Below are 13,017 nucleotides of genomic sequence, written 5' to 3' on the forward strand. Positions count from 1 at the left end.
GCCGCACAGAGCAGACGACCATCGTGTCGTCGACGTGCATGAACACTTTCTCTGATCCCTTTGGATAGTTCACTTCCTGGAAGATGCGGTGACTCAGGAAGTCCGGGGGCCACATGGCGATCGCAAGTATGGCAAACGGCAATACTGCGATGAAATGTCCAAGGTCCGGCATCCCCAGCATCCATCCGGTACCCTCTCCCCACCAGTAGAACGGATTCAGGTTCGGAATGCCTGGCGAGGTCTTGAATTCAAAGGGCGCACCCATAGACAGTGCGACAGTGACCGCAAAGAACGAGCACAAGGGTATCGCCATCCATCTCTTACCTATTCTTGCCAGGTACGTGTATAGGATGATCGTCACGAATATGACGACGAGAAATACCAGCTCAAGGCCGAGTGGTTTTGCCCATGCCCTCAACGCGTCTATCTGTCCTAGCAACCCTGTCAATCCCAAGAACACAAGCAGCCCCCCACGCACGCCGATTCCAGTCAGGTTTACTAGTCTTGACCCACCCTTCATCAATCCAAGCATCAGCCCGAATACCCCGACCATCACACCAAGAGCAAGAGGATGGCCCCCGGCAAGAGCGATGAGTCCGATCAGTGGGAGCATCGGTCCATGGCTTCCCGGAAGATTCACCCGTGGATTCAGAAATCCGCTGACGGGAATGACGAAGAGCAGCGCCGCGATCAGCATCTCGAATCTTACGTTCTCCACCACGAACTCCGGCGTAAGACCAAAGCCGGCTGCGAATGCTGAGACGATCGCCGTCACCATGACGATCTTCCCGATCGTCCCGGATATCGCAGGGACGATATCCTCGACTTCGAAATTGAAGTCTCGCATCGGAAGGTTGAGAGCCCATCGCTTGGGTCTCATTGTCTTCAGTTCATTCTCCAGGTATTCATCCCTCGTCGCGAATGAACTCTCCGGTCTATGAAGATTCCTATATGTGCCCTCTTCTACCACCTGATCGACTCCTTCGACGGCCGCGTCCCGTGGAGTGGCGTGACTCCCGCGAGACCCTTCAATCCCTGAAGTCTACTTCACTGGCGCGAGCAGGGTCGCGGCCCCGCTCGCGCATCTTCTTGATCAGTTCGACGTCGACCATCCCGAGCACTCGCTTCCTCCTGCCGTCGGCGTGGTCCCGGAAACACACGGGCTCTACGCGCGACGGTACAGGCGTCGGTGGGGTGGTCGAAGTCGGACCTCAATCTGCAGGTCGCCGACTACATCTCGTGGGCGGTTTACCGCAAGTGGAACTCTGGTGACCTGCGGTCGTACCGGATCATCGAGCAGTGCATCCGGTCCGAGGCGGATCCGCTTGAGGGGCATGCCGAGGAGTACTACTAGCGGCCTCAGACATGCGACCACCCCGGCTATCCGCTTGCGCGGAAGAGCTCCATGAGCTCTTGTCACCAGGGTGGAACCTTTTCACGGTGAGTATACCCAGGTGGGCGCGAGCCCGCAATCACACCTGGGCCAGCCTGGGTGTGATTGCGGTGGTGAATGAGCCGGGGATGGCTCTCATCGAAGTCAGGACATATGACCCGCGTCCACTGGCTGTCGCCAACATTGTAGATTCGCTCTTACCGTGCCTCTCACCGCGAGGATGTGGACGAGCGAGTCGAAGGAGCAGGAATGTTCGTGGTAGGAGGAATGACGCGGTTCCGTGACCACTTCAGTGCGTACGCTGACCGGTACGTGCCTATCGGCGGAATCAGGTGCAGATCCCCGCTCAGCGCGCGCGGGACTTCCTTCCCCCGGTCCCAAGGCGACTCATGAGGGCGTCGTCAGGCAGCCCGTTCTTACTCCAGCCGCGCTGACGGTAGTAGTCGCGCTTGAGCGACTCGAGCGGCACAGCGCCCCTCCCGCCGCCGTCCGGCTCTTGCTCACGTGTCAGCCGCTCCGGCAGGGTGTCGGCCGAACTGTCGACGCCAAAACGTGCCTGCAGCGCCCGCTCGAGATTGTAGGCGCGTTCACCGACCGCCCAAAAACCGCCGAAGCCATACCGCTCACCGGTCGCGAGTTCGATCGCCCTGATATGCGGGATAAGAGGCATGGGGATGCGGAGAAGGCCCCGTGGCGCGATGCGCATCAGCCGCAGCACAACGGCCGCATGCCGGAAGAGGATCGCAGCCGAGCGGCCCCAGGCGCTCTTGGGCGTCGCAACGAGCGAGCCGGGCAGGACGCCGAGCGTGGTGAAAAGACAGCTCCCCGCCGAGGAAATCGCCTCCATGAGGTCCTGGAAGAGCACCACCAGCGCCGCCTTGCCCTTCGGTGAACGGCCGTCCATCCGCAGAGCGAGCCCTTCGAGGGCCACGCCGTAGCCGCCGCCAAGATGACACCCGCCGCGGTTGGCGACTGCGTACCCGAGACCCTGACCCACAGCCCGGCGTGGCTCGTACGCCGCGATTTCCAGACCCTTCACGTTCATGGCGAAATCGGCCCCACCGTAGCGCTCGGCCAGCGCCCGGCTTCCGTCGGCAAGCTCATCGCCCAGGCCGCGACGGTACGCGATGTCTTCGAAGGTCGCCGCCAGCCCGTCGGTTCTGCCGAACTCCAGTCCGTTGTCCCACAGCCCCCGCTCGGCGGCTTCCATGGCAAACGAGATCGTCCCGCCCGTGCTCATTGTGTCCAGGCCAAGCTCGTCGAGTATCTCGTTCCATTCGATGATCCGGTCGAGGTCAGGGTTGTCGAGGTTGGCGCCGAGCAACACGAGCGTTTCGAGCTCGGGTCCCTTGATGCGCCGACCATCGAGTTCAACCACTCTTCCGCAGCGGATAGGGCAGCTTGTGCAGCCGGCCGTATCCACGAGGCGCCGTGCCGCGAGGGCCTCCCCATCGATCTGCCCCGCGCCATCGAAACGTCCGTGTTTGAAGTTACGGGTTGCGACAATTCCGAGATCTTGCATCGGCTTGAGGAACCCCGCGGTTCCTAGGCGCGGAAGTGAGCCGCCGGCGATCGGATGGGCTTTGAGCGCCGCGCTCCACTCCTTGATGTGCTTGCTATAGCGTTCGGGCTCGGCGACGGGAGTCCTCCGGGTGCCCCAGGCGGCGATGCCTTTGAGGTTCTTCGAGCCGAACACCGCACCCATGCCGGCGCGGCCGGCGGCGCGGTCGTCTGAGAGAAGACACGCGTACGCGACGAGGTTCTCGCCGGCAGGCCCGGCGACGATGGTCCCGCAGCGTTTCCCGACGCCCTTGCGGAGCGCGTCCTGGGCTGCGGTTGTCCTGAGTCCCCAGACATCTTTGGCGTCGTGAACGGTCACGCCTTCCTCGGCGATCTCGAGCCAGACAGGCTGTGCGGCAGCGCCTGTCACGATCAGTGCATCGTAGCCCGCACGTTTGAGGTGCGTGCCGAACGAGCCCCCGCAGTTCGAGGTGGCGGGCAGGCCGGTGAGCGGCGAGCGAGCCGCAACGCTGAAGCGGGATGACGACGGCGCGCCGGTGCCGGTAAGCGGCCCCGTTGAGATGACCAGTACGTTCCCCGGTTCGAGCGGGCCGGCATCTGTGGGCAGGATGTCCGCGAGTATGCGTGCCGCCATCGCCTTTCCGCCGAGCCAGGTCCGGTACTCCTCATCGCTCCAGGGGTAATCGCGAATCTCCCCGCTGCTCAGGTCGACAGCGAGCACGCGGCCCATCCAGCCGCCCCGCAGCGTCACAGCGCACCTTCAAGGATCGCGACGAGCTCCTCGTAGGTCGGTTGTTTGATGTTCATCAAGAGCGCCGCGTCATCGAGCGCCACAGACGCGATCTCGGGAAGCTGCTCGATGCTCACGCCTGCTTGCGTAAGCGTCAGCGGCAGGCCGGTGCGCTCGTGCAGCTGCACGAGCAGTGCTCGCACAGCATCTATCGCGGCCTGCCCGCGCTCGGCGGGGGGCGTGGCGGCGTAGACATCGATTCCGGCGAGGTTCGGCAGGATCGCACCGTAGCGGTCGCACACGGCATCGCTGTTGTACGCCATCCCGTGCGGGAGCAGCAGCGCCATGGCGTCCCCGTGCGCCACCCCGGCGACGGCTCCTACCGCATGCCCCAGTGCGTGCACGATGCCGACCATCGAGTTGCTGAAGGCCACGCCGGCCATAAGTGCCGCGTTGGCGAGCGCCAGGCGTGCGCGCTCGTCGTCGGGGCGGTCGAGGGCCTGCGGAAGGTACTCGCGTATGAGGTCGAGCGCGGAGCGCGCGTAGTTCTCGGAGAGAGGGTTGGCCTGTCGGCAGCTCACCGACTCCACAGCGTGGGTGAGCGCGTCCATCGCCGTCGATGCGGTCAACCGGGGCGGGAGCTTGAGCGTCATGCGCGGGTCGAGGATGGCCACGTCGGGCAGGAGCGAGAGCGACTGGAAGATCAGTTTGAGATGCCGCTCGGTGTCTTTGATGACCGCTGCCGAGGTCGCCTCAGATCCAGTACCCGCTGTGGTCGGGATGGCGATGAACGCAACACTCCGTCGGCCCCGAAGGCTCTCGGCGCCGCGGTAGTGCATCAGGTCGGTTGCGCCGTGGGTGAGCACGATCGCCGCTCCCTTTGCGGTGTCCAGTACGGAGCCGCCGCCTACCGCGATGATCGCGTCCGCTTGCGTCTCTCGGAAGACCCGGGCCACCTCGTTGACCACGGCCACCGAGGAGTCCACCGGCACGTCTGCGAAGATGGTCGCGACGGTCGCCTCGGTGTCCGCCAGCGCGTCGATCACGACGGTGGCGATCTTGAGGTCGAGGAGCTGTTCGTTCGTGATCAGCAGCGGACGCGACACGCCGAGTGAGAGGAGCTCGAAGCCGATGTGCTCGATCGCTCGGCTTCCCGAGAGGATCTTTGCCGAGTTCTGGAACTCGTAGTAGGCAGGAATCACGGGCGCTCTCCTGAATCGATTGTCACGTTCGAGTGCAGTAGGTTCGCATAGGCGACCAGATGCCCCCGGCTGCGTTTCGCAGGGCGGGGGAGGATGCGACGGGTCATGATGTCGGGGAAGAGGTAGCCCTCGACGATGTGCAGGCATCGCAGGATCGACATCGCATGCCTGAGATCGCCGCTTACGGTGGAGCGGTGCTCGGCGAATGCGTCGAGCACGCCCTTGACGCCCAGCAGGCAGGGCAGCGCAACGTCCACGCTCTTGAAGGTGACGAGCAGGTCCGGATCGGCCTCGGCGTAGCCTAGCGCGGTAAGTGAGTTGCCTTCGCGGCGCCATGACACGCGCGGTCCCCACGGCGCGATCAGCAACGTGACGACGGACGGGTCGGGCCAGGAAGCAACCTCTCGGCGCACACGATCGTCCAGCCGCGCTGATGCGATGAGTCCCCGGCCGAGGAGCCACAGCACGAGGGCGGCGACGGCCTTGCGGCCTCGCTTCGCCCTCCAGCCATGTCCTGCCATGGGCTTCTCCTTGGAACGGTCTCACTCATCGTACCATTCCACTGTTTTGGACTCAGAGGGCGGACTGGCGAACCGGGCGGGGGTCTCGATTCCGTGCCAAGCGCACCCATATGCTCACCATCGACCCGCTCAGAGATCGCGCTTGGCGAACAGACGCGCTCCGATGGCGATAAGGATCACAGGATAGGCGGCGGCGTAGATCACCATCCATGCACTCGGCGACTCTGCCGGGGTCAGGATGGAACCCCCGCCTCCGCCCAGCAGTAGCAGTCCCCCAGGCAAGAGGTATTCGATCGCCTTCCTGTACATCGCGTCGGCCGGGAGAAGCAAGCTCGATATGATTCCGAGGTTGACCATCGTTTCGTTCCTGATCGCGCTCCCGATCTGTTCGATGAACCCGCCGACGAACGAGATGCCGTACGCCGCCGCGCACAGCACTCCGTTGGCCAGGGTCGGTAACCTGGTGGTGCCGAGCATCGCCAATCCGAGGAGCGCGAGCGGAGCGAGTGTCAGAAGCGCCAGTGCAGTCGGCACGTTTGCCACGGGCGCTTCGATCAACCATAGGGCAAGCCCTATCAGTGCACTCATGAAGGCAAGATTGTGGAGGGCCAGCATCAGGCCGATGCCGAGCGTTTTTCCTACGAGTAACTCTGTCCTGCGAATAGGACGGACGAGCACCCCATGGAGCAAGCCCGTATCGAGCTCACTCGAGATTGCCGCCACGGAAGCGAACACTGCCGTCAGGCCGACGATGAGGCTTGCCGGAAACAGACCCACATACAGCAACTGAGCCGCCATCACGTTTTCCATGAACGCAGGGGTAGCAGCGTGGCCGCTGACTGCCAGATCCCGTGATGCGAAGTGCAGCGCTAGTCCGTACAGCGCAAGGTACCCAGCTGACATCACGACCGCGGCGATGATCATCTTGCGCTGCCACGCTTCCCGAAAGGTGAGCCCGGCGACGACCGCAATCCGCCGCGCCGATCCGGCTATCCCGCCGGCGGTCACTGACGCTTTGTGCGGCGGCGCTGACGCGACGCTAGCTTCGCCGCGCATGTTGCGCCTCCTTGACGGCATCGAGGAACAGCGCTTCGAGGGTCCGCCTCCGCCTGACCACACCAGTCACCTGTGCTCCTTCCGAGACCAAGCGCTCCACCAGCCCTGGGATGCGACTCTCATCCGGAAGACCGGCCACGAGGCGGAGCGGTTCGTCGACAAGGACGCTGGCCTCCAGGGGACGCAGCCGCACAGCCGCGCCCGCGAACGGCTCAGCGAGGGCGACCTCCACCTCACACGGTCCGGACAGTAACGCCGAGAGCGGTCCGGACTCGATCACCCTTCCGTGATCGATCACCGCCACCTCGTCGCAGACGGATTCGACTTCAGTGAGCAGATGACTGTTGAGGAAGACCGTCACGCCACGCTCACGCGCGGTTAAGAGTATCTCCCTCACCTCGTGCCGGCCAAGAGGGTCGAGCGCGGACGTCGGCTCGTCAAGGATGATCAGGTCCGGATCGGCCAACAGCGCGCACGCGAGTCCAAGACGTTGCGTCATGCCTTTACTGAAGGAGCGGATCTTGCCGCTGTCCTGGGATTTGAGACCCACCAGATCGAGCACACGCTTGGAGCTTTCGGTAATCGCCCCCGACTCCATCCCGGCAAGACGGCCGTGGAGCCTGAGCAGCTCAGAGGCGGTCAGCCAATCCTGGTAGCGGAAGACCTCGGGCAGAAACCCGATGCCGGTCCTCGCACCCAGGTCGCCTAACGGTCTCCCCAGCACCTCGGCGCGGCCGCTGGTTGGTGCGATCAGGCCGACCATCAGTTTCACGAATGTGCTCTTCCCGGCCCCGTTCGGGCCGAGGAACCCGAAGATGTGCCCCCTGCGAACCCGGAGGCACACCTCCTCGCATCCGACCTTGCGACCGTAGTGCTTCGTCAGGCCGTCGGCATCTATGACAAGCGACGTGGCAGTCATCGGATCATAGACTCCGCGATCGCGATCGCCCTCTCATCACCAAAAGCCAATACGGCACGCAAGATGCCATCCTGCTGCCAGATGACCGACACTATGGTCACGGGCTCAGTCTCCTCTGGGGAAGCCCCCTCAGCGCTCGAGGGGTCACTGGAATCCTGCGTCGCCGCGTCAAGGGCCTCGCTGGTCACCTCCGGGTATACCAGTACCGCGGGTATCCCGCCAATCGAAATCTCGCGCGCACTGCCATCGATGTTGGGGACGATCAGTGTGTGTTGCCAATCGTCGATGGATTCGAGCTGCCGCCGTACGTGCTCAGGCAAGAGCGGCAGACTTATCAGCACATCGCGAAGCTCGAGCGGATTCACGCCTTCCGGCACGATAAGCTGTGGACTGCGCGCCTGACCTATGTTGGCATACTCGGCGATATACTGCTCCGAATCCGCCCCGTAGGTCGCGGCCACCATGGAAGGTATTCGGATCTCAAAAGCCTCACCGTCGAGCGATCTTGGTAGCTCCTGCTCGCTTCCGTAGTAAGCGAGCAGATCGTTGACCTCATCCACATCGAGCTTGAACTTCATGATAAGACCGCTCTGAAGCGACAGTATCGGAGTGCCCGCGACGCCTGTGTCGGGAAGTACGACCGGGAAGTCGACAGCAGCCTGGGCTTCCTCCAGAGTCACCCCTCGCGATTCTTGATCGCCTTCGATCCACACTTCACCGAGAGTCCCCATGTCCACGTGCCCGGGGGCACCCTCCAACTCAAGAGCGATACGCTGCAGATCGGACTGGGTAAGCGCGATGGTTCGTATTTGTTCGACGCGAAAGACGTTCAACATATCCGCTGCGGCGCTGCGAACCTGCGGGAATCCTAGAGATGAGAGTGCGAGCACGGCCACGGCGATGGAGGCCGCTCTGCCCCAGCCAAACTCAGCCACGCGCGCTCTCCAGCTCCACCGCCGCGCAGGCGCCGGGCTGCGAAGCGAGGACACGGATGCGATCGGCGCCTTTGGCGTCTCTCCCGCGACTGATTCTGCGATTCGCAGTCGCCCGAGTGCATTCGCCGCGAACAGACGGTCCTCCCGCAGACGCCCGACCGTGCGGTCACACCGTTCACATGTGCTCAGATGCGCCTCTATCTGTGCTCGCGCCTCCGAACTCAACTCGTCGTCGACGTACTCCATCAACTCGCCATCTTCGTAATGCATAGCACTCACTTCCTCTTTTCTCTCGAGGACTCGGCGGAATAGCCCTCGTACGCCTCACGGAATCGGCTTTGCGCCCTTGCCAGCGTGGTGCCTACAGAGCCGGGGGCGATCCCTATCACTTCGGCTATCTCGGCGTATGTGGATCCCGAGTGGCGCAGCAGGAGAACAGTGCGGTCACGCGCGCCCATTCTGGTCAAGGCGTCGCGCACGTCGATGGCCTCTTCCAGAGAAGAGCTCCCGCACTCGCCAGCGTGCTGGCATAGCGCGTCCCTCACACCGGCCCGGCCTTCGCGCGCCCTGCGCCGCTCCTCGGCTCGGAAGTGGTTGTAGGCGAGGTTGGACGCTACGCGTTGTAGCCAAGGACCGGGGTCGCGCACAGCTCCTGATCCCTCGGCGGTCGCACGCTCCCATAGCCGCACGAACGCCTCTTGCGCCAAATCTTCCGCGATCTGCAGATCTCCTGTGAGGTACCGGAGGTGCCGTACGATCCTTGTTCGCTCGGAAGAGAACAAGGATTCGAAATCGTGCGGGCCGGATGCTGCGCGCGCGTCCATCGAGAGCGCCACTCCTCCTCCTCGCATCGAGAACCTCCTGCTGCCGTGGCCACTGGGATGCCCGAACCGGTCATCCGCTCATGTGATATAGACACCGCAGCTGGATGATGTGTGACACGGCTCCTACTCTGGCAAGCGCCACTTGCGGGCCGGGCTCGTCTCCAAGGTGCACAAGACGCGCAAGGGGCTGCGCGTGTTCTTCTGCCGCCGACCGTAGTCGACGCACTCAAGGAACACAAGGCTCGTCAGAGTGATTTGGATAGTATGCGTGACGTACACTCGGGGGTAGAAGACCTGGCCTTTCTGCAGGGCCGACGGCACCTGCGACGTTCAGAACCACGCCGAGGGCCCCTCGTGTGCTGCCTTTCAGGAACTCGCAAAAAGCGCGTAGTTCCGTTGATGAGGATCCCCCGTACCGAGTCGAATCCCTCCCTCTCCGCTAGGAAGCTTGAGAACGAGGGCGACCTACCTAGCCGGTACGGTCGCCCTCGTGTTCCTTCTTGCTTCTAGCGCCATCGAGTACTCGGTCGCTACTGGTATCTGAGTGCCTCGATGGGACTTAGGCGCGCCGCTCGGCGGGCGGGGTAGAAGCCAAAGACCACACCTACGAACGCGCAGATGCCGACCGCAAGGGCGATCGCGTTGAGCGACACAATTGGGACGATTGAGATGAGGGAGCCGGCCACACTCGAGATCGCCCAGCCCACTACGATCCCGATCACCCCGCCTAACAATGTCAGCACAACGGATTCGGTGAGGAACTGCGTTGCGATCACGCCCTCGTCAGCGCCGATAGCCTTCCTAAGCCCGATCTCACGCGTGCGCTCGGTCACGGTGGTGAGCATCATGTTCATGATGCCGATCCCTCCCACCAGCAGTGAGATGCCTGCGATAGCGGCGAGGAGCCCTGTGAGCATCGAGGTCACTTGCGTTACGGTATCGAGCAGCTCCGTCATGTTCCGAATCTGGAAGTCAGCGTCTTCAGGGTCGTCGATGCCGCGCACTTCGAGCAGCTTCGACTCGACAGAGGCCTCGGCTTCGGCCATACGTTCGACGTCGCTTACCGCGAGAGTGATGGACGAAAGCTCTTCTCCGCCGGACACGCGGCGCTGATGGGTTGTTAGCGGGATGAACGCCGAGGAATCCGTGTTGGAGAGTCCGAGGCCCTTCTCGGCGAACACGCCGATCACGCGCAGACGCATGTCTCCGTGCCGCACGTGTTCGCCCACGGGGTTGACCCCTTCCCCGAAGAGGTCTTCGGCGAGCTGTGATCCCAATACGACGACCTGAGAACTCGCCCGCACGTCACGCTCGCTCAAGAAGGCGCCTATGGCGATCTCAAGGTTTTGCACGCTGGCGTGAGCGGGTGTGACGCCGATGATTTGCGCACTGGCGGCAGACTCGGGGCTCACGAGCTGCCCCGCGCTTTGCACGTAGGGATCGACACCGGAGATCAGGTCGAGGGCAGCGAGGGCCTCGGCGTCTTCCAAAGTAAGCGCCTTCGAGGATGCCGAGACGCTTTGAGTTCCGAAACCGTCGCCACCCGATGCTCCCGGCTGGACGACGAGCAGGTTTGAGCCGATACCGGAGATGCTCTCTTCGATGCTCGCCTGTGCGCCGCGCCCGATTGCCAGCAGCGCGATGACAGAGGCAATGCCCACGACGATGCCCAATATTGTGAGCCCGCTGCGAAGCTTGTTGGCGGTCAGGGAGCGCAGTGTTTCCGAGATGAGGTCGGAAAGTCTCATCCGGCGTCAACCTCCTCAAAGAGCAATCCGTCACGGATGTGGACAGTGCGTTTTGCGCGCGCTGCGACCTGAGCTTCGTGCGTGATGAGCAGAATCGTGCGACCTTCGCCGTTTAGGCGGGCAAGCAGGTCCATCACTGCGGTGCCGGTGACTGAGTCAAGGTTGCCGGTCGGCTCATCGGCGAGAATGAGTGAGGGGTCGGTTACGAGGGCGCGTGCTACCGCCACACGCTGCATCTGTCCGCCCGAAAGTTCGTTAGACCGGTGCGTCCACAGCGGTTCGTCAAGCCCCACCGAGCGAAGCGCAGCCGCCGCACGGTCTTCGCGTTCATCCGGGTCGACTCGTCCATACAGCATCGGCAGTACTACATTGCGCATCACGGTCGCTCGGGGAAGGAGATTGAACGACTGGAAGACGAATCCGATGGTCTCCCGGCGCACTCTGGCCAACTCGTGCGTGTCGAGCCCGGCCACGTCACGTCCGTTCAGTCGGAAGACTCCGCCCGTTGGTGTGTCGAGGCAGCCAATGATGTGCATTAGCGTCGACTTGCCTGAACCGCTGGGACCCATGACCGCCAAGAACTCACCTGGTTCCACCGTCAGCGAGACGCCGCGCAGCGCATGCACCTCGCTGCTCACCGAGCCGTAGACCTTCGTCAAATCGCGCGCGTCGATTATCGCCGTCATTGGGGTCCCCTTGGGGCACCGCCGCCCGGAGCACCGCCGCCCGAAGCGCCGCCGCCCGAAGCGCCGCCGGGCATGAGCAGCATGCCGTTGCCGCCTTCGGTGGCGGCGTTCACCGTTCCGGTCACGACGGTGTCGCCCTCAGAGAGGCCCGAGAGCACCTGCGTGTGCGTGTCATTCGAGAGTCCTGGTTCGATGGCGACGCGGCTTGGCGCGGCGCCAGCGTTGTTCAGCACAAGGACGTGGTAGCCGTAGTCGTCGCTTTCGACGGCGGCATTCGGGACGATCAACGAGCTGTCTGTCACCGCGGTCACGATTTCCACGGTTGCGGACATCCCCGGCCTGAGCGCGCTTTCTGTGGAGTCAAACTTGATCCAGACGTCGAATGTCACGACGCCATTCGTAACGGCGCCGTCGCGAGCAATCTCTTGCACGCGACCGGTAGCGATAAGGCCGGGCAGTGCGTCAATCTCCATCTCGGCGGGTTGCCCTACCGCGAGCGTGGGCAGATCAACTTCGTTCACGGCTAGCTTGAGTCCCAGCGCTCCCTGCCCAACGAGTGTCATCGGGACCGACGAGCCCGTCCCGGATGTTGCGCCTCCCGTGCTTGCCGTCTCGATCGAAGCGCTCGTGACCGACGAGGTGCCGCTGCCGTTGATCGCATCGCCCTCCTCGATTGTGATCGACCAGACGATGCCCGCCGCGGGCGCTGTGACCGAGAGGTCGTTTTTGGCCTCAACCGCTTCGTCATATGAGCGCTTGGCGCTGGTACGCGAGGCTTTCGCCGTGGCGAGTCCCGCTTCGGCCACTGTGACGTCGGTTGTGGCCGCCGAGATGTCAGCGTCGGTTACGGTCGCCGTCTGGTTTGTGGCGGTTTGCGTCGCGGGTTGGCTAGACGCGACGGTCGCTTGTTGCTGTTCGCGACGCTCCCTCAGATCAGCAAGCGCCAAGCGGGCGCGCGAGAGGGCCGCTTCTGCCCGTGCGACGCTCTCTTGGGCCTGACGGTAGGTCACGAGCGCTCTTTCGGCTGTCGCGTCGGCTGTCGCGGAGTCCATCGTGTAGAGCGTATCGCCTGCTGAGACCTCTTGGCCTTCCTCGACTGCTATGGAGGCGACTTTCCCAGAAGAGCTCGGCCACGCCTCTACAGGCTCGGAATACTCGAGGTTGCCCGTGCCCGAGATTGTCACCGAGATAGAGTCGCGGCGCACTTGAGCGGTCTGAAAGGTCACCATGTCGCCCGGTGGCGCGGCCGCCCGCGTCACCGCCCAGACCGCTCCCGCGGTTACCAGCAGTAGCGCCACGCCTATCCAGCCGCGATACCGGCGGATCGTTTTCCGAAGCTTCATCGTGTTGCACTCCTTATCGCGATAGAGGTCGCTTTTACAGTAGCGGCCACGATGAGGAGTTACGTCGTGCTGTGGATGGCTGTTTCGCATACACCGCAGGAAGCAAGCGGACGAAAGGGTGCTCCCTGCGGACTACGGC

At 63.3% G+C, this 13,017-nt stretch carries 12 protein-coding genes; 1 reads left to right on the forward strand and 11 read right to left on the reverse strand.

Annotated features, from left to right (window positions below; genetic code table 11):
• A partial coding sequence (locus KGZ40_08525; GenBank protein ID MBS3957548.1) for a DUF3360 family protein occupies positions 1-970 on the reverse strand: 970 nt, incomplete at its 3' end.
• Between the two features lie 219 nt (positions 971-1,189).
• On the opposite strand from KGZ40_08525, the gene KGZ40_08530 reads away from it, so the two are divergent.
• Entirely contained in the window at positions 1,190-1,354 is a 165-nt protein-coding gene (locus tag KGZ40_08530; GenBank protein MBS3957549.1) for a hypothetical protein, read from the forward strand.
• Between the two features lie 385 nt (positions 1,355-1,739).
• Here KGZ40_08530 and KGZ40_08535 read toward each other — a convergent pair whose 3' ends face one another.
• From KGZ40_08535 to KGZ40_08580, 10 genes are all read right to left on the reverse strand, one after another.
• Positions 1,740-3,644 carry an aldehyde ferredoxin oxidoreductase family protein gene (locus KGZ40_08535; protein ID MBS3957550.1) on the reverse strand — a complete coding sequence of 635 codons (1,905 nt, stop codon included), beginning with the start codon at positions 3,642-3,644 and terminating at the stop codon, positions 1,740-1,742.
• Between the two features lie 17 nt (positions 3,645-3,661).
• Positions 3,662-4,846, reverse strand: coding sequence for an iron-containing alcohol dehydrogenase (locus KGZ40_08540; GenBank protein ID MBS3957551.1), 1,185 nt, complete (start codon positions 4,844-4,846; stop codon positions 3,662-3,664).
• A complete protein-coding gene (locus KGZ40_08545) occupies positions 4,843-5,367 on the reverse strand; it encodes a hypothetical protein (GenBank protein ID MBS3957552.1) in 525 nt (174 codons plus the stop codon). Before KGZ40_08545 ends, KGZ40_08540 begins: the two co-directional genes overlap by 4 nt.
• 129 nt (positions 5,368-5,496) lie before the next feature.
• Positions 5,497-6,423: an ABC transporter permease gene (locus tag KGZ40_08550; GenBank protein ID MBS3957553.1), complete on the reverse strand. Its 927-nt coding sequence runs from the start codon at positions 6,421-6,423 to the stop codon at positions 5,497-5,499.
• Positions 6,407-7,342, reverse strand: a complete 936-nt coding sequence (locus KGZ40_08555) for an ABC transporter ATP-binding protein (GenBank protein ID MBS3957554.1) — start codon at positions 7,340-7,342, stop codon at positions 6,407-6,409. Before KGZ40_08555 ends, KGZ40_08550 begins: the two co-directional genes overlap by 17 nt.
• Entirely contained in the window at positions 7,339-8,547 is a 1,209-nt protein-coding gene (locus KGZ40_08560) for a zf-HC2 domain-containing protein (protein ID MBS3957555.1), read from the reverse strand. Before KGZ40_08560 ends, KGZ40_08555 begins: the two co-directional genes overlap by 4 nt.
• 5 nt (positions 8,548-8,552) lie before the next feature.
• Positions 8,553-9,128 (reverse strand): sigma-70 family RNA polymerase sigma factor, encoded by a 576-nt coding sequence (locus KGZ40_08565; GenBank protein MBS3957556.1) that lies wholly within the window; start codon positions 9,126-9,128, stop codon positions 8,553-8,555.
• Positions 9,129-9,631: 503 nt separating this feature from the next.
• Positions 9,632-10,849: an ABC transporter permease gene (locus tag KGZ40_08570; protein MBS3957557.1), complete on the reverse strand. Its 1,218-nt coding sequence runs from the start codon at positions 10,847-10,849 to the stop codon at positions 9,632-9,634.
• Positions 10,846-11,535, reverse strand: coding sequence for an ABC transporter ATP-binding protein (locus KGZ40_08575; GenBank protein ID MBS3957558.1), 690 nt, complete (start codon positions 11,533-11,535; stop codon positions 10,846-10,848). Before KGZ40_08575 ends, KGZ40_08570 begins: the two co-directional genes overlap by 4 nt.
• A complete protein-coding gene (locus tag KGZ40_08580; GenBank protein MBS3957559.1) occupies positions 11,532-12,878 on the reverse strand; it encodes a biotin/lipoyl-binding protein in 1,347 nt (448 codons plus the stop codon). Before KGZ40_08580 ends, KGZ40_08575 begins: the two co-directional genes overlap by 4 nt.
• Between the last annotated feature and the right edge of the window lie 139 nt (positions 12,879-13,017).

The organism is Clostridiales bacterium (genome assembly GCA_018333995.1).
Taxonomy (GTDB): domain Bacteria; phylum Actinomycetota; class Coriobacteriia; order Anaerosomatales; family SLCP01; genus JAGXSG01.

Coding starts and splice junctions, on each gene's coding strand:
- KGZ40_08535 (MBS3957550.1), bottom strand. CDS start 3,644: ATGGGCCGCGTGCTCGCTGTCGACCTGAGCAGCGGGGAGATTCGCGAT.
- KGZ40_08545 (MBS3957552.1), bottom strand. CDS start 5,367: ATGGCAGGACATGGCTGGAGGGCGAAGCGAGGCCGCAAGGCCGTCGCC.
- KGZ40_08550 (MBS3957553.1), bottom strand. CDS start 6,423: ATGCGCGGCGAAGCTAGCGTCGCGTCAGCGCCGCCGCACAAAGCGTCA.
- KGZ40_08555 (MBS3957554.1), bottom strand. CDS start 7,342: ATGACTGCCACGTCGCTTGTCATAGATGCCGACGGCCTGACGAAGCAC.
- KGZ40_08560 (MBS3957555.1), bottom strand. CDS start 8,547: ATGCATTACGAAGATGGCGAGTTGATGGAGTACGTCGACGACGAGTTG.
- KGZ40_08565 (MBS3957556.1), bottom strand. CDS start 9,128: ATGCGAGGAGGAGGAGTGGCGCTCTCGATGGACGCGCGCGCAGCATCC.
- KGZ40_08570 (MBS3957557.1), bottom strand. CDS start 10,849: ATGAGACTTTCCGACCTCATCTCGGAAACACTGCGCTCCCTGACCGCC.
- KGZ40_08575 (MBS3957558.1), bottom strand. CDS start 11,535: ATGACGGCGATAATCGACGCGCGCGATTTGACGAAGGTCTACGGCTCG.
- KGZ40_08580 (MBS3957559.1), bottom strand. CDS start 12,878: ATGAAGCTTCGGAAAACGATCCGCCGGTATCGCGGCTGGATAGGCGTG.